Source organism: Bradyrhizobium sp. SZCCHNR3119 (assembly GCF_032487775.1).
Lineage (GTDB): Bacteria > Pseudomonadota > Alphaproteobacteria > Rhizobiales > Xanthobacteraceae > Bradyrhizobium.
This window is the reverse complement of the sequence record NZ_JAUEUV010000001.1, coordinates 5,038,625-5,060,257: the sequence shown is the minus strand read 5'-3', so window position 1 is coordinate 5,060,257 and position 21,633 is coordinate 5,038,625. Positions and strand designations below refer to the sequence as shown.

Sequence of the window (21,633 nt, the reverse complement as noted above, 5' to 3'; positions counted from 1 at the left end):
GAGCCGCGCTGCAGCGCACGCGATTCCTGCAATATGGTCAACCGGGGAGTAGAGCGAGGCTGTGCCCCGGACAGTCGCTCCCTGATCCACCCTGGTGCACTGCGATGTCGGGGGCGGCGGCTAACCATACCCCAATGGGTAATCGGGGCGGGCTTGTCCGCGGCAGGAGAACTCTGCAACATGCCGGCCGTCGGAGGACGTCCGGCCTGAACTGCTGGCAAACGCCTTGCACCTGAAACGGCCGCTTTGGCCCGGCACCAGTCTTGCAAGCGACCGGCATCTTGCGGCATCTCAAGTGCGCGCGCTGCCTGTTGCCTTCCGAAGTCCACTCGGGACGCGTTGCGACGATCATCAGGTCAAACACGAATGGGCGCCAGCTCATCAGACTGCCGAAAAGACTAGCGGCTTAAAGCGGAGAATTTGAACATATGGCGATACGCCACTCGCTTATCTCAGCGCTCACCCTCGCGCTCCTCGCCTTCGTGACGGGGCCGGCATCGAGCCAGAGCTTGCGCTATGCCAACCAGGGGACCTTGAAATCGCTCGACCCCTATTCCTTCAAGGAATCGACCACGATCGCGCACCACGCCCATATCTATGAAGGCCTCACGGCGCGCGACAAGGATCTCAAGATCGTTCCGGGACTGGCCGAAAGCTGGGAAACGCCGGAGCCGACCCGCTGGCGCTTCCACCTGCGCAAGGGCGTCAAGTTTCACAACGGCGATCCCTTCACCGCAGACGATGTGATCTTCTCGGCCGAACGCGTCCGCGCCAACGGCTCGAACTTCCTGTCCAACGTCCCGCCCGATGCGAAGTTCATCAAGGTCGACGACTACACGGTGGACGTGAAGCTGGCTGCGCCCAATCCCATTCTGATCTCGCAATGGGATACCTGGTACATCATGGACAAGAAGTGGTGCGAGGAGAACAACTCGGTCGCGCCGACGCCGGTCTCGGCGACAACGCCGAGCTATGCCTCGCTGCATGAGAACGGCACCGGCCCGTTCATGGTCGAAAGCCACCAGCCCGGCGTCAAGACCGTGTTCAAGGCGAACCCGAACTGGTGGGGCAAGCCCGAGCACAATCTGAAGGAGATCGTGTTCACGACCATCGCCTCCGATGCGACGCGGGTAGCGGCGCTGCTCTCCGGCGAGGTCGACATCATCGAGCCGGTGCCGGTGCAGGACATCCAGCGGGTCAATTCGAGCGGCACGGCCACGGTGCTGACCGGTCCGGAGCTGCGCACCATCTTCCTCGGCATGGACGAGAGCAGGGACGAGCTCCTGTTCTCCAACGTCAAGGGCAAGAACCCGTTCAAGGACGTCCGCGTCCGCGAGGCCTTCTACAAGGCGATCGACGTCGACCTGATCAAGACCCGCGTCATGCGCGGCATGTCGACGCCGACGGCGCTGATGATCGCGCCGCAGCTGTTCGACCTGTCGAAAGACTTCACCCGGGAGAAGGCCGATCCTGACGCCGCGAAGAAGCTCTTGACCGAAGCCGGCTATCCCGACGGCTTCGAAGTCACGCTGGATTGCCCGAACGATCGCTACGTCAACGACGCCGCGATCTGCCAGGCCGTGGTCGGCATGCTGGCCCGCATCGGCGTCAAGGTGAACCTGCTGGCCCAGCCCAAGGCGCAGTATTTCGCCAAGGTCCTGAAGCCCGGCGGCTACAACACGTCGTTCTTCCTTCTGGGCTGGACCCCCTCCTCGATGGACTCGCACAACGTGCTGCATGACATCATGGGCTGCCGCGACGACGCCAAGGACCCGACCCGCGGCGAGGCCAATCTCGGCAATTACTGCAACAAGGACCTCGACGCCCTGACGGACAAGATCCTGGTCGAGACTGACACCGCCAAGCGCGATCAACTGATCAAGCAGGCGTTTCAGATCGGCATCAAGGATTACGGCTACATCCCGCTGCACCAGCAGGCGGTCGCCTGGGGTGTCTCGAAAAAAGTGAAGATTCCGCTGCGCGCGGACAACATGGTGCTGCTGTACTTGGCCACCAAGTCCGAATAAGCGGCAAGCCTCAGAGCCCCGGAAGCTTGTGTCGCTTTCGGGGCTTTTCATTTGCGGCGCGCGATGCTACCCGCCACGCTTTCTGGAGGAAGTTAGAGACAAGATGCTCGCCTTCACGCTTCGCCGGGTCATCCAGGCCATCGGCGTCATGATTGTGGTCGGTGTGATCGCCTTCGCGATGTTCCGCTTCGCCGGCGATCCCGTCAGCCAGATCGTGGCGCTGGATACATCCGCGGCCGAGCGCGCCAACATCCGCAAATCGCTCGGTCTCGATGATCCCGTAATCGTGCAGTTCGCGCACTACCTGATCAATGCAGCGCAATTCAATTTCGGCGTGTCTTATCAGTTCCGCCAGCCGGTGGCCGACCTCCTCAAGGAGCGGATGCCCGCCACGCTGGAGCTTGCGATCTGCGCCACGATCCTCGCCCTGGTCTTTGGCATCCTGATGGGCGTCTATTCCGCGCTGCGGCGCGACTCGCTCTCGGCGAAGCTTCTGCAGGCGGTCTCGTTGATCGGCATTTCGCTGCCGACTTTCCTGATCGGGATTCTGCTGATCTACCTGTTCTCGGTGACGCTCGGCTGGCTGCCATCATTCGGCCGCGGCGACACGGTGAAGCTCGGCTGGTGGAGCACCGGCCTTCTCACCGCCTCCGGGCTGAAAGCCCTGATCATGCCTTCGGTGACGCTCGCGCTGTTTCAGATGACGCTGATCATGCGGCTGGTGCGGGCTGAAATGCTGGAAGTGCTGCGCACCGACTACATCCGCTTCGCACGTGCCCGCGGGCTGACCACGCGCGCGATCCATTTCGGGCATGCGCTGCGCAACACGCTGGTTCCCGTCATCACCGTGGTGGGCCTGCAATTTGGCTCGGTTATTGCCTTCTCAATCATCACCGAAACGGTGTTCCAGTGGCCGGGAATGGGCCTGCTATTCGTCCAGGCGGTGCAGAATGTCGACATCCCGATCATGGCCGCCTACCTCGTCATGGTTTCCTTGATGTTCGTCACCATCAACCTGATCGTCGATATCCTCTACACCGTGGTCGATCCGCGCCTGCGCGCGACCATCAGCCGGCCGGCCTCGTCATGAGCGACACCGTCGTCCCCCACAACGCCGAGGCAAGCGCGCCGGCCCCGGGCGGCTCCGACAGCTGGCTGAAGCGCGCGCTCGCGAGCGACCTGCTTTATTCCTTCCGTCGCTCGAAGCTCACGATGGTGGCAGCCATCGTGACGCTTGCGCTGTTCCTGCTGGCGGTCTTCGCTCCCCTGCTCGCGGTGCAAAATCCGTTCGATCCGGCGCAACTGCAGCTGATGAACTCGCGCATTGCCCCGCTGTGGACTGCCGACGGCCAAAGCCCGTTCCTGCTCGGCACCGACGAGCAGGGCCGCGACGTGCTGTCGGCGATCCTTTATGGCTTGCGGATATCGCTCGTCGTCGGCGTGCTCGGCGTCGTGCTGTCGGGAGTGCTGGGCGTCGGGCTCGGGTTGGTCGCCGGCTATTTCGGCGGCGTGGTCGACACCATCATCATGCGCATTGCCGACGTGCAGCTGACCTTCCCCGCGATCCTGATCGCGCTTCTGGTCAACGGCGTCGTCAAGTCCGTGTTCGGCGACCGCCTCGATTCCGCGAGCATGCTCGCCGTGCTGGTGATCGCGATCGGCTTGAGCTTCTGGGTGCAATATGCGCGCACGGTGCGCGGCTCGGTCATGATCGAGAAGAACAAGGACTACGTCGCGGCAGCACAGCTGATCGGCCTGCCGGCGCCAGTGATCCTGCTGCGCCATGTGCTGCCCAACACCACCGGGCCGGTGCTGGTGATTGCGACCATCAACCTCGCGCTCGCCATCATCACCGAGGCGACGCTGTCCTTTCTCGGCTCCGGCATGCCCGAAACCATGCCCTCGCTCGGCACCCTGATCCGTATCGGCAACAATTATCTGTTTGCCGGCGAGTGGTGGATCGTGGCGTTCCCGGGCCTGACGCTGGCTCTGCTCATTCTTGCGATCAACCTGCTCGGCGACTGGCTGCGCGACGCACTCAATCCGAAGCTGCGGTGAACCGCCCGTCGCGATCTGAAGGTATCAGTTGATGTCTGTCCCCGTTCTGTCCGTGCGCAATCTGCAGGTCGAGTTCGCCAGTCGCCGCGGCATCCTGCACGCGATCGACGGCATCTCTTTCGACATCGCCAAGGGCGAGGTGCTCGGGGTGGTCGGCGAATCCGGCGCCGGCAAATCCGTCACCGGGCTGGCCGTGATCGGCCTGATCGACCGGCCCGGCCGCATCGCCGGCGGCGAAATCTATTTGTCCGGCTTGCGGATCGACAATCTCGAGGCGGAAGCGATGCGCCAGGTGCGCGGAAAGCGGATCGGCATGATCTTCCAGGATCCGCTGACCTCGCTGAACCCGCTCTACCGGATCGGCGATCAGATCGTCGAAACCATCAAGACCCATACCAGTCTCACCGACCAGCAGGCCCGCCGGCGCGCGATCGATCTGCTGGCCGAAGTCGGCATTCCCGCGCCGGAGAAGCGCATCGACGGCTATCCGCACGAATTCTCCGGCGGCATGCGCCAGCGCGTCGTCATTGCGCTCGCGCTCTGCGCCGAGCCCGAACTGATCATCGCAGACGAGCCGACCACCGCGCTCGACGTCTCGGTGCAGGCGCAGATCATCGCGCTGATCAAGCGGCTCGGCCGCGATCATGGCACGGCGGTGATGCTGGTGACGCACGACATGGGCGTGATCGCCGAGACCTGCGACCGCGTCGCCGTCATGTATGCCGGCCGCATTGCCGAGATCGGCCCGGTGCAGGAGGTGATCAAGAATCCGCTGCATCCTTACGCCAAGGGTTTGATGGGCGCGATCCCGACGCTCGCAGGCGAGGACAAACGGCTGGTGCAGATCCCAGGTTCGATGCCACGGCTCTCCGCCATACCGGCCGGCTGCGCCTTCAATCCGCGCTGCGACTTTGCGTTCGATCGCTGCCGGATCGAGCGGCCTGAACCGCTGCGCCAGGGAGCCCAGGCCGTCGCCTGCCACCTCTATGATCGGGCCACGGAGAGCGCAGCATGACTGATTTCGTCGAGGTCAGGAATCTGCGCCAGGTCTTCGACGTGTCGAAGCCCTGGCTCAACCGCGTGCTCGAGGGCGGGCAGCAGGAATTCCTGAAGGCTGTCGATGGCGTCAGCTTCAACATCAGACGCGGCGAGACTTTCGCCCTCGTCGGCGAATCCGGCTCGGGCAAGACGACGGTGGCGCGGATGGTGGTCGGCCTGCTGCCGCCGACGTCGGGCGAGGTCATCATCGACGGCGTGTCGATGACCGATCCACGCCAGGCTCTGGTGCGCCGGAAACTGCGCCGCCGCATTCAAATGGTGTTTCAGGACCCCTATGCGAGCCTCAATTCGCGTTTCCGCGTCCAGGCCATCATCGCCGAGCCGATCCGCGCGTTCAGTGTGATCGACGGTGAGCGACAGATCAAGGATCGTGTCGGCGAATTGTTGACCCTGGTCGGCCTGCATCCCGACGATGGTCAGAAATTCCCGCATGAGTTTTCCGGCGGCCAGCGCCAGCGCATCGCGATCGCACGCGCGCTCGCCTCCGAGGCCGAGTTCATCGTGTGCGACGAGCCGACCTCCGCGCTCGACGTGTCGGTGCAGGCGCAGATCCTCAATCTGATGCGCGACCTGCAGGACCGGCTCGGCCTCACCTACCTCTTCATCAGCCACAACCTCGCGGTCGTGCGCCACATGGCGAGCCGCATCGGCGTGATGTATCTCGGCCGCATCGTCGAGATCGCGGAAGGACGCGCGCTGTTCAGCAATCCGCGCATGCCCTACACCAAGATGCTGCTGGGTGCGGTGCCGGACCTCTCGATGTCCGGTCGCCAGCGCATTCCGGTCAAGGGCGAGATTCCGAACCCGATCAATCCGCCGCCCGGCTGCAGCTTCAATCCGCGCTGCCCGCTGGCGTTCGACCGCTGCCGTCTTGAGGCGCCGGCTCTGATCGACGGGGTGGCCTGCCATGCCGTCAATCAGACCGCAGCGACGGCCGTGCCGGCGTAATCACCCAAATGCACACGAGGTCTGTGGCCGCGGTGGTTGGCATGCCAGCGGAGCCATGATCAACTCCACGCGTCACCGCCGCGCTGCCAGATGGAATGCACATGAGCTTCATCAATCCCGATCCCTTCACCACCCGCCCCGAGATCGAGGGCACATTCGGCGTCGTGACCTCCACGCACTGGCTCGCGACTGCGGTCGGCATGGCCATGCTGGAGAAAGGCGGCAACGCCTTCGATGCGGGCGTCGCGGCGGCTTTCACGCTTCAAGTGGTCGAGCCGCATCTCAACGGCCCCGGCGGCGACGTGCCGATCATCCTGCATGATGCGAGGCGCGGCCGGACCGAAGTGATCTGCGGCCAGGGGCCCGCGCCCGCACGCGCCACCATCGCGCATTACCGGAGCGAGGGTCTCGATATGGTGCCCGGCACCGGGCTTCTCGCGGCCTGCGTGCCCGGCACGTTCGAGTCCTGGATGCTGCTGCTGCGCGACTACGGCACGATGCGGCTGCGCGACGTGCTGGAGCCTGCAATCGCTTATGCGCGCGACGGCTATCCGCTGGTCGAACGCATCTCGGCGACGATCCGGACCGTGGAGGAGTTGTTCCGCGCACACTGGCCGACGTCGGCGGCGGTCTATCTGCCCAACAACGATGTCCCGAAACCCGGGACGCTGTTCACCAACCCGCAGTTGGCGGCGACCTATGCGCGCATCCTGCAGGAGGCAGAAAGTGCGGGCGAAAATCGCGAAGCGCAGATCGAACGCGCGCGAACGACGTGGTCGCAGGGCTTCGTCGCCGAAGCCATCGATCGCTTCTGCCGGTCGCAGGAGATCATGGACGTCTCGGGTTCGCGGCATCGCGGCGTGCTGTCCGGCGACGACATGGCGCGCTGGCAGCCGACCGTTGAGGAGCCGCTCACTTATGAGTACGGCCGCTACACCGTCTGCAAGGCCGGCGTCTGGAGCCAGGGACCGGTGCTGCTGCAGCAGCTCGCGCTGTTGAAAGGCTTTTCGCTCGACGGGCTCGATCCGACCGGACCCGACTTCATCCATTTGCAGATCGAAGCCGCCAAGCTCGCCTACGCCGACCGCGAGGCGTTCTATGGCGATCCCAATTTCACCGAAATCCCGATCGCGACGCTGCTGTCCGACACCTACAACGACGAACGCCGCAAGTTGATTTCGGACAAGGCCTCGCTCGAACTGCGGCCCGGCTCGGTCGAAGGTTTTGGCGCGCTGGTCAAGCTGCGCCATGCCGAGGGCGCACGCGAGGCGGTCGGTGCCATGGGCACCGGCGAGCCGACCGTCGGCCGCTTCGGTGAGGTGCGCGGTGACACCGTGCATTTCGACATTATCGACCGCGACGGCAACATGATCTCGGCCACGCCCTCGGGCGGGTGGTTGCAGTCGTCCCCCGTCATTCCCGAGCTCGGCTTCTGCTTGGGGACACGGGCGCAGATGTTCTGGCTGGAAAAAAACCATCCAGCGGCGCTGGTGCCGGGCAAGCGTCCGCGCACCACACTGTCGCCGACCATGGCGTTGCGCGACGGGGAGCCGTATCTGGCCTGGGGATCGCCTGGCGGCGACCAGCAAGACCAGTGGAACACGCAGTTCTTCCTGCGCCACGTCCACGCAAAGATGAATCTGCAGGAGTCGATCGACGCGCCGGCCTGGCACTCCGAGCATTTCCCGATCTCGTTCTGGCCGCGCACCGCGCGCCCCGGCGTGCTGGTGCTCGAAAACCGGGTGCCGAAGGCCACGGTCGAGGAGCTCCGCCGCCGCGGCCACATCGTCGAGATCGGACCGGACTGGTCCGAAGGCCGCCTGACCGCAGCCTCCAAGATCGGCTGTCGCCGCCGCGCTGCCGCCAATCCGCGCGGCATGCAAGGCTACGCAGCCGGACGATAGGTCGCCCTGCATGACCTGGTCGATCATCGCCAAGGACCGCTCCACCGGCCAGATCGGGATCGCCGTCGCCACGCGCTTCTTCGCCGTCGGCGCTCGCGTCCCCTTCATCGTCGCCGGCCGCGGGGGCATCGCGACCCAAGCGCTGGTCAATCCCTATTACGGCATCGACGGCGCAAAGCTGCTGCGCGAAGGCAGGTCCCCGCAAGAGATCATCCAGATCCTCACATCGGCCGATCCCGGCCGCGACAGCCGGCAACTACACATCCTCGATCACGCGGGGCGGATAGCTGCGCATACGGGCAAGGCTTGCATCCCCTGGTGCGGGCATCTCGAAGGCGAGGATTTTTCGATCGCGGGCAATATGCTTGCCGGCGCAGAGGTGCTGAAGGAGACTGCAAGCGCCTATCTGACCAATGCGGCCCTGCCCTTCGCGCCACGGCTGATCGCTGCCTTGCGGGCGGGCGAAGCGGCCGGCGGCGACAAGCGCGGCAAGCAATCGGCCGCTCTGTCGATCTATGGCGAAGAGGAATGGTCGATCCTTGACCTCAGGGTTGACGACCACCCCGATCCGCTCGCCGAGCTCGAACGTCTCGAGCAGGTGAGCCGGGCGCACTGGACGAAGTTCCGCGAGTTCCTGCCCACGCGCGCCAACCCCGCCGGCGTCACTGATCGGGCCGTCATAGAGGCCGGAATCTCAGCCATCGTGGCGAACCAGCCCTGAGCAAAGTCGATCGAGCCTCAAGAACCGGTCGTACGGCGACGATGATCAAGCATTGAAGTGCTTTCGCGATGCCGCGCGGTCGATCACACCGTGCACATGCCGCAGGCAAACCACAGCTGCGTTTTGCTACTCGACAGATTTCGGCGCGCTGTACACGCACCTTCTCCGGCAGTCGGCGTCGCGCCGCTCGTTCGCTTCGAAGTGTCCAGCGCACATTGATACCGCATGGATCACGCAACTCTTGAGACGGCTCTTGGGGCGGCGCGCCGGTCTCGCAATGCGGAACGGCTTGCCGCGGATGCGCTCATTTGCCCGAGCGGGAGCTGATCGCCACCACTGGACAAACCGATCGCCGCGGTCGACCGTACGGAAGGATGGTTCGCATCCGGTGTTGGTACGAATGGTGCAATAGCGCTGCTGCAATCGCGCCGCCGCTGCAATAGCGCGGCTGCAACGGCCCCGTTGCAATACGGCCGGCGGAAGCTCGAGCATGGAGTGAGTACGATGAGAAATGTTCGCCTGGCCGCTGCAGCGGCCGCGTTCATAGTGTCCTTCGCTGTCGCAGCGCAGGCCGAGACCACCTTGCGCATCGGGCTCGCCGAAGATCCCGACATGCTCGACCCGTCGCTCGGCCGCACCTATGTCGGCCGCATCGTGTTCTCAGCCTTCTGCGACAAGCTGTTCGATATCGATGAGAAGCTGAACATCGTCCCGCAGCTCGCGCTCTCCCACGAGACTTCCGCCGACGGCAAGGCTGTCACGATCAAGCTCCGTCCAGGCGTCAAATTCCACGACGGCGAGCCGCTCGACGCAGAGGCCGCGAAGTTCTCGATCGAACGCCACATGAACATGCAGGGCTCGTTCCGAAAATCGGAACTTGCAAGCGTCGATCATGTCGAGGTCGTCGATCCCCTCACCATCAAGCTCGTTCTCAAGGCGCCCTTCGCCCCGCTGATCTCCCAGCTCACCGACCGTGCCGGCATGATGGTCTCGCCCAAAGCCGCGAAGGAGGAAGGCGACAAATTCGGCCTGCATCCCGTCTGCGCAGGTCCCTACAAATTCGTCGAACGCGTGCAGCAGGACCGCATGGTGTTCGAGAGGTTCGCCGACTATTGGAACAAGAACAATGTCTTCATCGACAGAATCGTGTTCCAGCCGATCGTCGACGCCACGGTGCGGCTCGCCAATTTGAAATCCGGCGGCCTCGACCTGATCGAGCGCGTGCTCGCAACCGACATCAAGGACGTGCGCGCCGATCCCAACCTCGTGCTCTCGACCGCCTCGGAGCTCGGCTACTACGGCCTCACCATCAACGTCAGCAAGGACAAGGCGAAAGGGGGACTGAGCCAGTCGGAGAAGGTGCGCCAGGCGCTCGACCTTGCGATCGATCGCGAGGCGCTGAATCAGGTCGTGTTCAACGGCGAGTTCACACCGGGCAATCAATGGGTGCCGCCGACGCATCCGTTCTATCAGCAGGCCTTCCCGATCCGCCCACGTGATGTCGAAAAGGCCAAGGCGCTGCTGAAGGAGGCGGGTGTCGCCCTGCCCGTCTCGGTGGACTACATGGTGCAGAAGGGGGCCGAGAACGAGGCCGTGGCACAGGTCGTGCAGTCGATGGCCGCCGAAGCCGGCTTCGACATCAAGATCCGCGTCATCGAGTTCGCAACCTCTTTCAAGCAGGCGCAGGCCGGCGAATTCCAGATCTTCCAGATCAACTGGAGCGGCCGGATCGATCCCGACGGCAACTCCTACGTCTTCCTGCACACAGGCGCGCCGCAGAACGACGGCGGCTATTCCAGCGCAGCGGCCGACAAGCTGATGGAAGATGCTCGCGCCGTCACCGATCCTGCGCAGCGCAAGGCGCTCTATGAGAAGCTGACCAAGGTGATCCTGAACGACGAGCCGATCATCTATATCTATCACCGCAAGCTGCTGTTCGCGCACACCAAGAAGCTCGAAGGCTACAAGCAGATGCCTGACGGGCTGGTGCGCGTGATCGGCCTGAAGCTGAAGTGAGCATGTCCGCAAAGTGAGAACGATCATGCATTCTGGCGTCGGTCACCCTGCTAGGGCTCCCTCCCCCCTTGTGGGGGAGGGTTGGGGTGGGGGATGCCACAAGCGAGACTTCCACTTGGGTTACCCCCCTCCCTGTCCCTCCCCCACAAGGGGGGAGGGAACGGTGGGGCCTAGACCTGAAAACAAGCATAGTTCGAGCCTGCGGCACGCGAGGCACCGGCCATGCTGACCTTCCTCTTCCGCCGCCTCCTGCAGATCGTGCCGACGCTGTTCTTCGTCTCGATCCTGATCTTCTCGCTGCAACAATTGCTGCCGGGCGATCCGGCGCTGGTGATGGCCGGCGAGGAGCGCGATCCGGCCGTCATCGAACAGATCCGCAAGCAGTACCGGCTCGATCAGCCGATCCCGGTGCAATACGCCTATTGGGTGAAGGGTGTGCTCACGGGCAACCTCGGCGAATCGCTACGGGTGAAAGTGCCGGTGCGCGAGCTGATCGCACAGAAGCTGCCGGTCACGCTGCAGCTCGCCTCGATGGCGATCGTGATCGCCTTCCTGATCGGAATTCCCGCCGGCATCGTCTCGGCCGTCAAGCAGGGCACAGCGTGGGATTATGGCGCCAACCTGTTTGCGTTGTGGGGCATCTCGACACCGAATTTCTGGCTCGGCATCATGCTGATCTTCCTGTTCTCCATCAAGCTCGGCTGGCTGCCCGCGTCCGGCTATGTGCCGCTGACCGAGAATTGGCGCGCGAGTCTTGCCTCCACCATCATGCCGGCCTTCGTGCTGGGCAATGCGATCGCGGCCATCCTGATGCGCCACACCCGAAGCGCGATGCTGCAGGTGCTGGAAAGCGATTATGTCCGCACCGCGCGCGCGAAGGGCATCTCCGAAAGCAGCGTGATCCTGAACCACGCGCTGCGCAACGCGCTGACGCCGGTGATCACGCTGGGCGCGCTCGAGCTCGGCACGCTGCTGTCGGGCGCGGTGCTCACGGAGCAGATCTTCTCCATCCCGGGCTTCGGCAAGCTGATCGTGGATGCGGTGTTCAACCGCGATTATGCCGTGGTGCAAGGAGTGGTCCTGGTCACGGCGACCGTCTACATCATGCTGAACCTCTTGGCCGACCTCGCCTATGTCCTGGTCAATCCGCGGTTGAGGGGCTGACAATGGCGGACGTCGCAATCACCACCGGCGCCGCGGGAAGCCAGGACGGGCTGGAGAGCCCGGCGCGCCGCGCCCTCCGGCGGCTGCTCGAACGCAAGGGCGCGATCGTCGGCCTGATCACCATCACGCTGTTTATCCTGCTTGCGGTGTTTGCCCCGCTGATCGCGCCCTACGATCCCGTCAAGACCAGCTGGGCGCTGGTCCGCAAGGCGCCGGCGGCACAACACTGGTTCGGCACCGACGATCTCGGCCGCGACGTGCTGGCGCGCGTCATCTATGGCGCCCGCGCCTCGCTTTCCGCCGGCGCAGTGTCGGTCAGCATCGCGCTCGCGATCGGCGTCCCGCTGGGGCTGCTCTCGGGTTACATCGGCGGCGCGCTCGACGCGCTGATCAGCCGGATCACGGATGCGATGCTGGCCTGCCCGTTCCTGATCCTGGCGATCGCGCTCGCCGCCTTCTTAGGCCCGAGCCTCGCCAATGCGATGATCGCGATCGGCATCTCCACCACGCCGATCTTCGTTCGCCTGACCCGCGGCCAGGTGATGAACGTCAAGGTCGAAGAGTATATCGAGGCAGCGCGCAGCGTCGGCGACTCCGATCTGCGGATTGCGCTTGTGCACATACTGCCCAACATCCTGCCGCCGCTGCTGGTGCAGGCGACGCTGTCGGTTGCTGCCGCCATCATCGCCGAAGCCGCGCTCTCTTTCCTCGGCCTCGGCCAGCAGCCGCCCTACCCGTCCTGGGGCAGCATGCTCAACGCCGCGCAGCGTTTCCTCACCAACGCGCCGTGGATGGCGGTCTGGCCGGGGCTTGCAATCTTCCTGGTCGTGCTCTCGCTCAACCTGGTCGGCGACGGCCTGCGCGACGCGCTGGATCCAAGGGAGCGGTGACGGGCGCTGCGAAGCAGAGGCATCGTGGTTCGAGACGCGGTGCCCGCTCCTCACTGTAAGGGCAAGGATCTCTTCACGAACACGACCTCGTCCTGAAGAGCATCGCGGAGCGATGCGTCTCGAAGGATGGCCGCGAAGTGAGATTCGGAACTCGGGAAGCCATCGCGATCACACCAAACGAAAACGGCGGCTGCCATCGGCAGCCACCGTCGATGTGAACCTTTATCGCCGACCGCTCAGGTCGCCTTCAGCGCATGCGAAGGTTCGGCGTCGAACTCCGCGATCTCCTTGGCACGCTGCGAGTTGGCCTTGGCCTGGTGATTGGTCGCCAGCACCGTATAGACGGCCGGCAGCACGAACAGAGTGAACAGCGTGCCGATCGACATGCCGGCGACCACCACGAGGCCGATCGAGAAGCGGCTCGCCGCGCCAGCGCCGGATGCCGTCAACAACGGGATCAGGCCGGTGACCATCGCCGCCGTGGTCATCAGGATCGGGCGCAGCCGGATCCGAGCCGACATCTCGATCGCGGAGCGGCGATCCAGGCCCTCATTGAGCTGCAGTTCGTTGGCGAACTCCACCATCAGAATGCCGTGCTTGGTGATCAGCCCGACCAGCGTCAACAGTCCGACCTGCGAATAGATGTTCATCGTCGCCATGCCGAAGAACAGCGGGATCATGGCGCCGACGATCGCCATCGGCACCGAGATCATGATCACGAGCGGGTCGCGCAGACTCTCGAACTGCGCCGCCAGCACCAGGAAGATGATCACGAGGGCGAACGCGAAGGTGATCGCAAGCTGGTTGCCTTCCTGGACGTATTGGCGGGAGTCCGCAAGGTAATCGTGGCTGAAGCCGGCGGGCAGCTTCTTCGCCAGGCCCTCCAGGAAGTCGACCGCCTGGCCCATGGTGACGCCGGGCATCGGCACCGCCGAGAACGTCGCCGAATTGAGCTGGTTGTAATGGGTCAGCGCATTCGGATCGGTCGCGGTCTCGATCTTGACGACGGTCGAAAGCGGCACCTGCTGGCCGGTCGAGGTCGCGACGTAGTAGCTGCCGAGCGCCTCCGGCGACAGCCGCTTGTCGCGCGGCACCTGAGGAATGACCTGATAAGAACGGCCTTCGAGATTGAAGCGGTTGATGTAGTTGCCGCCGAGCAGCACGGCGAGCGTGTTGCCGAGCGCCTGCATGGTGATGCCGAGATCGCTTGCCTTGCTGCGGTCGATCCAGACCCGCACCAACGGCTGGTTGAACTCGAGGTCGCTGTCGCTGACGATGAACAGACCGCTCTTGTTCGCCGCCTCCTTCAGCTTCGTCATCTGCTCATAGATCGGCTGGAAGCCGGCCGTCGAGTTGATCACCATCTGCACCGGCAGGCCGCCCGGGCCGCCCGGCAGCGCCGGCAGGTTGAAGGCGAAGGCATTGACGCCCTCGATCTTCGACAGCTGCGCCTGCACCAGCGATTTCAGCTGCATCGCCGAGCGCTTGCGCTCGTCCCACGGCTTCAGCAGCATGCCGGCGATGCCGCCCTGCGGGCCGTTGATGCCGTTCAGCACGAACGTCAGGTCGGTCTCCGGGAATTGTTGGAACGCCTTGTTGAGCTTGTCGCCGTAGAAATTGATGTAGTCGATATTGGCGTATTTGGGCGCCTTGGTGATCGAGAACACGATGCCCTGATCCTCTTCGGGCGCCAGCTCCCTGGAGGTGTGCATATAGAGGTAGCCGACGAGACCGAGCATCGTGACAGCGAACAGCGCGGTGACCGGACGATAGTCCAGCGAACGGTCGAGCTTGCGGCCGTACCAGCGCGTGATGGCGCCGAACACGCGGTTGACGAGCCGCGAGAACCTGCCCTCCTCGGCGCTCTTCAGGAGCATCGAGCACATCATCGGCGACAGCGTCAGCGCGATGATGCCGGACACGATGACGGAGCCCGCCAGCGTGAACGCGAATTCGCGGAACAGCGATCCCGTCAGGCCGCCGAGGAAGCCGATCGGCGCGTACACGGCGGCGAGCGTGATCGTCATCGAGATCACGGGGCCGACGATCTCGCGCGCGCCCTGCAGCGCGGCCTGCACCGGCGTCTTCCCCTCCTCCAGATGGCGGTGGATGTTTTCGACCACCACGATGGCGTCGTCCACCACGAGGCCGATCGCGAGCACCATCGCCAGCAGGGTCAACAGGTTGATGCTGAAGCCGAGCGCCAGCATCAGGCTGCAGACGCCGACCAGCGACAGCGGGATGGTGACGACCGGAATGATGACGGAGCGCAGCGAGGCCAGGAACAGGAAGATCACGACGATGACGATGAGAACCGCCTCGCCGAGCGTATGCTCGACCTCGTCGATCGAGGACTGGATGAACTTGGTGGAGTCGTAGGCCACCTTCATCTTCATCGAGGGCGGCAGGTTGCGCTCGATGTCCGGGAACAGCGCCCGCACGCCGCGGACGATGTTGAGGGGATTACCTTGCGGCGTCGCCTGCACGCCGATGAAGATGGCGCGCTCGCCGCTGAAGGCGACACTCGCATCGGTGCTTTGCGCCGCCAGTTCGACGGTCGCGATGTCTCCCATCCGCACGAAGCCACCGTTCGCGGATTTCACGATCATCTTCTTGAACTGGTTGACGTCGGTCAGGCCGGTATTGGTGTTGATATTGGAGACGGTGAGATAGCCCTTGGACTGGCCCGCCGCCGACTGGAAGTTGTTGGCGGCAATCGCGGCGGCAACGTCGGCCGGCGACACGTTGCGACCGGCCATCCTGACCGGGTCGAGCCATAGGCGCATCGCGAAGGTCTGGCCGCCGAGGATGTCGGCGGAGGCGACGCCATCCACGGTCGAGAGCACGGGCTGGACCACGCGGGTGAGGTAGTCCGAGATCGCCGATCCCGACAGCTCGTCGCTGGAAAAGCCGATATACATCACGGCCGTGGTCTGGCCGGTGGTCTTGGTGACGACCGGATCGTTCGATTCCTTCGGGATCAGGTATTTGACCGAATTGACCTTGGCCAGCACCTCGGTCAGCGCCTGGTTCGGATCGAAGTTCAGCTTGACGTAGACCTGGATCGTCGAGGTGCCCTGCACCGAGCTCGACGTGATGTAGTCGACGCCCTCGGCGGAGGCGACCGCCTGCTCGATCGGCGTCGTGATGAAGCCCTGGATCAGGTCGGCGGACGCGCCGGGATAGACGGTGGTGACATTGACCACCGTGTTCGAGAGCTTCGGATATTGCCGGATCGGCAGCACCGTCGCCGCCCTCAGCCCGATCAGCAGGATCAGCAGGCTGACCACGACCGACAGGACCGGACGCTTGATGAAGATATCGGTGAGACTCATCTCGGCAATCTCGTTAGCTCAAAGGAGCGGTTCAGGTCGTGATGGCCGCCGGATGCCGGCGTCCTGCCCTGGCGTTCAGGTCACGCTCAATAGCGCGGCGGGGTCGCCGGGATCGGCGGCAGAGGATCGGTCGAGATCGTGACCGCAGCACCGGACTGCAGCTTGTTCTGGCCGACCGCGGCGACCTGATCGCCGTCCTTGAGGCCCTTCAGGATCACGGCACGGCCCTCGATACGATCGCCCGTCTGCACATAGGTGCGGGTGGCGGTCAGCACGGTCTTGCCGTCCTCAGTCTTCTTCTCGCTGATGAGGAAGACGGAGTCGCCGTAGAGCGTATAGTCCACGGCCGTCTCCGGAACGGTGACCACCGGCGGCTTATCCGGCAGCACGACCGTGGCGGTCACGAACATGCCCGGCTTGAGGATATGTTCGGGATTGGCGATCGTGGCCTGCACACGGATGTTGCGGGTGTCGGTCGCGATCTGCGGCTCGATCGTCGTGATCTTGCCCTCGAAGGTCCTGCCCGGATAGGCATCGACCACCAGGCGCACGGTCTGGCCCGCCTTGAGCTGTCCACTGTCCTTTTCGGTGACGGTGAAGTTGGCCCAGAGCTGCGACAGGTCGGTCAGCGAGACGATCTGCGTGCCGGCGCTGAGATATTGCCCGACCTCGACCTTGCGGACGCCGAGTTCGCCGTCGAACGGGGCCCGCACCAGCTTCTGCGCGATCAAGGCTTCCGTCTTGGCGATCATCGCCTGCGCCTGATCGAACGTCGCCTGCGCCTGATCGACCGTGGCCTGCGGTCCGAACTGGCGCGAGGCCAGCTGCTTGGCGCGATCGAGCGAGAGCTGCGCGACGGTGGCCTGCGCCTTGTAATTGGCGAGGTCGCCCTGGTCCGGCGCATCGTACAGTTGCACCAGCGGGGTCCCCTGCTTCACATGCGAGCCGGGCGTGAACATGATGTCGGTGATGCGTCCGCTGACATCGGTGGTGACGTTCACCTGATGCACGGCCGCCAGCTCGCCGACGGCGGTCAGGAGATTAGGCACGGTCTCAGACTTGGCGGTCGCAGCGCTGATGCTGATCGGCGGCCTCGGCGCACTCAGGAACTGCGCGATCATCTTGGCGCGGAACATGTTGAACCAGACCAGTCCGCCGACCAGCAACGCCAGCAAGGAGCCGACGATGATGAACCACAGCACGGATCGGGTCCGCTTGCGGGGCTTGTCGTCGATCGGCTTACCGGACAATTTGGGTTCGGTCGCGATGTTCATGTCATGCACTCTCTGCAGTGACCGGTGGAACGGAGGGCTGTGCCAATTCGCGGTCGAGATAGGACGCAATCGCGGCATCGGTAAGCCCGATACCACGCAGGATGAATTCGGAAAGCTGGCGCACCAGCCTGTCGGCCCCGGTTTCATAATTGAGACAGGGCGTCGCTGGAAGCCGGGTCAACGCTGCGGTCATGCCCGTGTGATGCGCGAACCAGAACAGATCGAGCGGCGCGGCATCCATCCGCACGGCGTCGCCGGCAGCAATGGCACTCTCCAGCGACGCAACGAACTTCCCGCCGATCAGACCACTGACCTTGGCATATAGCAAGCGCGCGAACTCGCCGTCATCGAGGTGGCTTGTGACCATCAGCCGCAGCCTTTGCTCTTCTTCCTCGTTCGGCCGGTTGGCGATCCCGAGGAAATGCTCGACCATCGCGACCGTGAACCTCACCAAGGTCGCCGTCGACGGCGCCTGACCGAGCAGGAACTCGAGATCCGGATCCGCCTCGCACTCCTCGGCCAGGATTTCCGCGTAAAGTGCGGCTTTGGACGGGAAATGTTTGAACAGCAGCGCCTCGGAGATCGCCGCCGCGGCCGCCACGCTCTTGGTCGTGGTGCCTGCGTAACCGTAGCGGGCAAAGCAGCGCTTGGCCGCGCCAAGGATCAGCTGCCGCCGCAAATCGCTAGTCATTCGCAACGTCGACATCGGGTGTGAGTAAATACTCACTTTACCGTTGTCAAGAAATATACCGCAACGCGGCAGCCACGTCCCGCTAAGCCATTGGAAATGCGTGCCTCCGCTCGCAACACAAGATTGTAAAGCCCCATAGGCTCCATCGGTATTTTACAACCGCGCGCCCAGCACGTGGGTTTTTCTTTCGCCCGGTGTCTTTCTTTCGCCTGGCATCGTGCATGATGCGCGCCGGGCCGGCCGAACGCAGCCGATCAGAAAGAACCGCCGGGAGGATCGTCGCAACCATGAACGCCGCCGATGCGCGCGAGCTCGCAGCCAATTTCGACCTGCAAGACCTGACGCCGGGTTTCTACGCCGACCCCTACCCGACCTACCGCGCCTTGCGCGACCACGAGCCGGTGAAACGCCTGCGCAACGGCAGCTATTTTCTCACGCGTTATGACGATCTCGTCACCGCCTACAAGAACACCAAGGCGTTCTCCTCCGACAAGAAGCGGGAATTCGCGCCGAAATACGGCCCGTCCCTGCTCTACGAGCACCATACGACCAGCCTCGTGTTCAACGACCCGCCGGCGCATACGCGCGTGCGTCGGCTGATCATGGGCGCGCTGTCGCCGCGCGCGATCGCCGAGATGGAGCCGGCGCTGATCGCGCTGGTCGACCGCCTGCTCGATGCGATCGAAGCCAAAGGCAAGTTCGAGCTGATCGGCGATTTCGCCTCCGCGATCCCCGTCGAGGTGATCGGCAATCTGCTCGACGTTCCCCATGAGGAACGGGGGCCGCTGCGCGACTGGTCGCTCGCCATCCTCGGCGCCCTGGAGCCGGTGCTGTCGCCGGAGCAGTTTTCGCGCGGCAACGAGGCCGTGAAGGATTTCCTGATCTATCTCGAAGATCTCGTCGCGCGCCGCCGCGCCCGGCCCGGCAACCCCGAGCGCGACGTGCTGACCCGGCTGATCCAAGGCGAGACACATGGCGAAGGCAATGGCGAGCGGCTCAGCGAGAAGGAATTGCTGCACAACTGCATCTTCCTGCTCAATGCCGGCCATGAGACCACCACCAACCTGATCGGCAACGGACTGGTCGCGCTGTTGCAGCACCCGGCCGAGAAGCGCCGGCTGCTGCAGGCGCCGGAGCTGATCCGCACAGCGGTGGAGGAAATCCTCCGCTATGAAAGCTCGAACCAGCTCGGCAACCGGATGACGACCGAGCGGGTCGAGCTCGGCGGCATCACGCTGGAGCCCGGCACCTTCGTCACCCTATGCATCGGCGCCGCCAACCGCGATCCCGCGCAGTTCGAAGACCCGGAACGCTTCGATGTGACACGCATCTCGAACAAGCACCTCGCTTTCGGCACCGGCGCGCACCAATGCGCCGGCATGGCGCTGGCGCGGCTGGAAGGCGCCATCGCAATCTCGCGCTTCCTGAAGCGGTTTCCGAACTATGCGCTGAATGGAGAACCAGTGCGGGGCGGACGGGTACGGTTTCGAGGATTTCTGAGCGTGCCCTGTGCGGTGGAAGGCTAGATTGTGGGCGTGATCTTAAGCACAAGCGGCGTGCCGCGCCCACTGCGAGAGGTTAACACCTTACGGTCGTGGGCTACGGGTCAAGGGCGGCTGTGCGGTCGGCAGATAGCGCAGCCGGTGTACCCCCAGCTTCGGAAATAACCCCTCCGTTCGGGGACTTACGTTTCGGGCCAGAAGCCGACGTTAGCGCTCAATAGTACGCACGGCCATTGATCCCGGATCGGTGCGGATCATGTTCGCTTTTCTGCCGTCGTCCGTCACAAAAATATCGTAGTGCGTCCGGAGCTTCGGATCGACCAGTGAGATCATAGTCATCGATCCCGTACAGTCCGGGTTCAGAGTGTAAGTGCCTGTGAGTTTCTGTTCTCGGGTAACGATACCGCGACGGCTGGACGTCTCCTTTCCAAGCACATCCGCGACGCCATCAAATACATATACTCCCGAGTGTACGCGCTGAGCGGTTGGCGCAAGAGGCTCAATGAACCCCCTTCCTAGAAAGATATACTGTCCTGCCAATGTTTTCGGGGTGCAGGCTGACCACGCGACCGACGGCGCAACTAAGAAAAAAGACATAACGGAAAACGCGAGAAACCTCCGCATTCTATCTCCCTGGGTCGGTTAGCGCAGTTTAACTGCACAGGTTCGATGGCTCCGCCAAAGTCTGCCTTTCGCGCAGCGGTGGGCCGTCAGAGTGTCCTACCGGAACAGTCGCTTGGGGTCAAAGGCCGAAGAACGTGGGGCGAGCACAACTGAAGCTCGCAATTATCGTAATGGTGCCGGTCAGACTACCTTGATTCTGCCGTCGACATAATTCTGTATGTCACACCTTAAACAATTTCCTATCGCGCCGGTCCTTTCGCCAATCGTCCAGATCTCCAGGTAATCTCATGCGATGCTCGGCATTGTTCGCAGTCATGCTGCTCTGCTCGGAGCCGGCAAGTGCCGAGCCAGGAATCGACTGGAAAATCGTCGAGTCCGGCGACGCGGCGCCCATTCACAACGCGGTCCGAAACTACGCTCGGAAATACAGGCCGACATCGATCATGGTTGTGCAAGGCGACCTCGTTGTTGCGACGTCGGGCGACATCACGCGGAAAGTGAATGTTCGCTCCGTCCGCAAGAGCCTGCTAAGTGCTCTTTTCGGAATCGCCGTCTCACGGAACCAGATAAATATTGAGAACACGCTTGAGCAACTGGGCGTGGACGATAGTGCACCATCGCTGACGCGAGAGGAGAAGCAGGCGACTGTTCGTGAGCTGCTCATGGCTCGTTCCGGAGTCTATCATCCAGCAGCTTACGAGACCGGGGAGCAGAAGTCGACACGCCCTCCGCGTGGCGCTCATCCGCCAGGTACGTTCTGGTACTACAACAACTGGGATTTCAATGCGCTTGGCGCAATCTACGCGAAGGCGACAGGCTCAAACGCCTTTGAGAGCTTCGAAAAGGCCATCGCCCACCCGATCGGGATGCAGGATTTCACTGCCCATGATGGGATGTTCGTGGGGGATCGTTCCTCTCTTTACCCCGCCTACGTGTTCAGCATGAGCGCGCGCGATCTTGCGCGCTTTGGCTTGCTATTCCTCAAAAAGGGTGAATGGAACGGAGCGCCTGTCATTCCGTCCCAGTGGGTTATTGACTCGACGAAAGCGTACTCGGAAACAGATAGAAGAGATCGCAAATATGGCTATCTATGGTGGGTTCTGGATGCAGGTGCATGGGGGAGAGATGCAATCCTTGCCTCGGGCTATGGAGGGCAACAGATCGCCATATTGCCGGAGAAGCGCCTGGTGGTCGTTCAGGTGGTTGAATTAGATCAATACCAGAAGGGGATTCATACGGCGGACTTCCTCGACCTTGTCCGGCAAGTCGTGATTTTCGCTCATTGATGCTGGGACGGCCTCAGCGTTTGCTTCGGGTCAAGGGCGGCGGTGGCCGGTCGGCTGATGGCGCAGCCAGTGTCCCCCCAGCTTCGGAAATAACCCCTCCGTTCCGGGACTTGCGTTTCGGGCCGATCGCGAAG

The 21,633-nt window shown here is 63.4% G+C and carries 16 protein-coding genes; 12 read left to right on the top strand and 4 right to left on the bottom strand.

Features of this window, described 5'->3' with window-relative positions:
* The first annotated feature begins 428 nt into the window (after positions 1–428).
* From QX034_RS23275 to QX034_RS23230, 10 genes are all read left to right on the top strand, one after another.
* The gene (locus tag QX034_RS23275) at positions 429–2,027 is read left to right on the top strand and encodes an ABC transporter substrate-binding protein (protein ID WP_315729754.1); all 1,599 of its coding nucleotides are present in this window, start codon (positions 429–431) and stop codon (positions 2,025–2,027) included.
* A 103-nt stretch (positions 2,028–2,130) separates the two neighbouring features.
* Positions 2,131–3,117 (top strand): ABC transporter permease, encoded by a 987-nt coding sequence (locus QX034_RS23270; RefSeq protein WP_316173669.1) that lies wholly within the window; start codon positions 2,131–2,133, stop codon positions 3,115–3,117.
* A complete protein-coding gene (locus tag QX034_RS23265; RefSeq protein WP_315706298.1) occupies positions 3,114–4,085 on the top strand; it encodes an ABC transporter permease in 972 nt (323 codons plus the stop codon). The genes QX034_RS23270 and QX034_RS23265 overlap by 4 nt, the downstream gene beginning before the upstream one ends.
* A gap of 31 nt (positions 4,086–4,116) precedes the next feature.
* Positions 4,117–5,100: an ABC transporter ATP-binding protein gene (locus QX034_RS23260; protein WP_315706299.1), complete on the top strand. Its 984-nt coding sequence runs from the start codon at positions 4,117–4,119 to the stop codon at positions 5,098–5,100.
* Positions 5,097–6,092, top strand: coding sequence for an oligopeptide/dipeptide ABC transporter ATP-binding protein (locus tag QX034_RS23255; protein WP_315706300.1), 996 nt, complete (start codon positions 5,097–5,099; stop codon positions 6,090–6,092). Before QX034_RS23260 ends, QX034_RS23255 begins: the two co-directional genes overlap by 4 nt.
* A 101-nt stretch (positions 6,093–6,193) precedes the next feature.
* Positions 6,194–7,996: a gamma-glutamyltransferase family protein gene (locus tag QX034_RS23250; RefSeq protein ID WP_315706301.1), complete on the top strand. Its 1,803-nt coding sequence runs from the start codon at positions 6,194–6,196 to the stop codon at positions 7,994–7,996.
* Between the two features lie 10 nt (positions 7,997–8,006).
* Positions 8,007–8,717, top strand: coding sequence for a DUF1028 domain-containing protein (locus QX034_RS23245; RefSeq protein ID WP_315706302.1), 711 nt, complete (start codon positions 8,007–8,009; stop codon positions 8,715–8,717).
* Between the two features lie 504 nt (positions 8,718–9,221).
* On the top strand, positions 9,222–10,733 hold the full coding sequence (locus QX034_RS23240) for an ABC transporter substrate-binding protein (RefSeq protein WP_315706303.1): 1,512 nt from the start codon (positions 9,222–9,224) through the stop codon (positions 10,731–10,733).
* Between the two features lie 222 nt (positions 10,734–10,955).
* On the top strand, positions 10,956–11,897 hold the full coding sequence (locus QX034_RS23235; RefSeq protein ID WP_315706304.1) for an ABC transporter permease: 942 nt from the start codon (positions 10,956–10,958) through the stop codon (positions 11,895–11,897).
* Between the two features lie 2 nt (positions 11,898–11,899).
* Positions 11,900–12,787 carry an ABC transporter permease gene (locus QX034_RS23230; protein WP_315706305.1) on the top strand — a complete coding sequence of 296 codons (888 nt, stop codon included), beginning with the start codon at positions 11,900–11,902 and terminating at the stop codon, positions 12,785–12,787.
* Positions 12,788–13,023: 236 nt separating this feature from the next.
* Here the strand turns inward: QX034_RS23230 and QX034_RS23225 are convergent, their stop codons facing one another.
* The 3 genes from QX034_RS23225 to QX034_RS23215 all read right to left on the bottom strand — a co-directional run bounded on the left by QX034_RS23225 (position 13,024) and on the right by QX034_RS23215 (position 18,087).
* The gene (locus tag QX034_RS23225; protein WP_315706306.1) at positions 13,024–16,122 is read right to left on the bottom strand and encodes a MexW/MexI family multidrug efflux RND transporter permease subunit; all 3,099 of its coding nucleotides are present in this window, start codon (positions 16,120–16,122) and stop codon (positions 13,024–13,026) included.
* Positions 16,123–16,208: 86 nt separating this feature from the next.
* Positions 16,209–17,396, bottom strand: a complete 1,188-nt coding sequence (locus QX034_RS23220) for an efflux RND transporter periplasmic adaptor subunit (protein WP_315706307.1) — start codon at positions 17,394–17,396, stop codon at positions 16,209–16,211.
* Position 17,397: 1 nt separating this feature from the next.
* On the bottom strand, positions 17,398–18,087 hold the full coding sequence (locus QX034_RS23215) for a helix-turn-helix domain-containing protein (RefSeq protein WP_315806675.1): 690 nt from the start codon (positions 18,085–18,087) through the stop codon (positions 17,398–17,400).
* A 287-nt stretch (positions 18,088–18,374) separates the two neighbouring features.
* On the opposite strand from QX034_RS23215, the gene QX034_RS23210 reads away from it, so the two are divergent.
* A complete protein-coding gene (locus QX034_RS23210; protein WP_316195844.1) occupies positions 18,375–19,613 on the top strand; it encodes a cytochrome P450 in 1,239 nt (412 codons plus the stop codon).
* A gap of 183 nt (positions 19,614–19,796) precedes the next feature.
* Here QX034_RS23210 and QX034_RS23205 read toward each other — a convergent pair whose 3' ends face one another.
* Positions 19,797–19,922: a hypothetical protein gene (locus QX034_RS23205; RefSeq protein ID WP_315706310.1), complete on the bottom strand. Its 126-nt coding sequence runs from the start codon at positions 19,920–19,922 to the stop codon at positions 19,797–19,799.
* Between the two features lie 593 nt (positions 19,923–20,515).
* On the opposite strand from QX034_RS23205, the gene QX034_RS23200 reads away from it, so the two are divergent.
* The gene (locus QX034_RS23200) at positions 20,516–21,499 is read left to right on the top strand and encodes a serine hydrolase (RefSeq protein ID WP_316195843.1); all 984 of its coding nucleotides are present in this window, start codon (positions 20,516–20,518) and stop codon (positions 21,497–21,499) included.
* Positions 21,500–21,633: the final 134 nt, after the last annotated feature.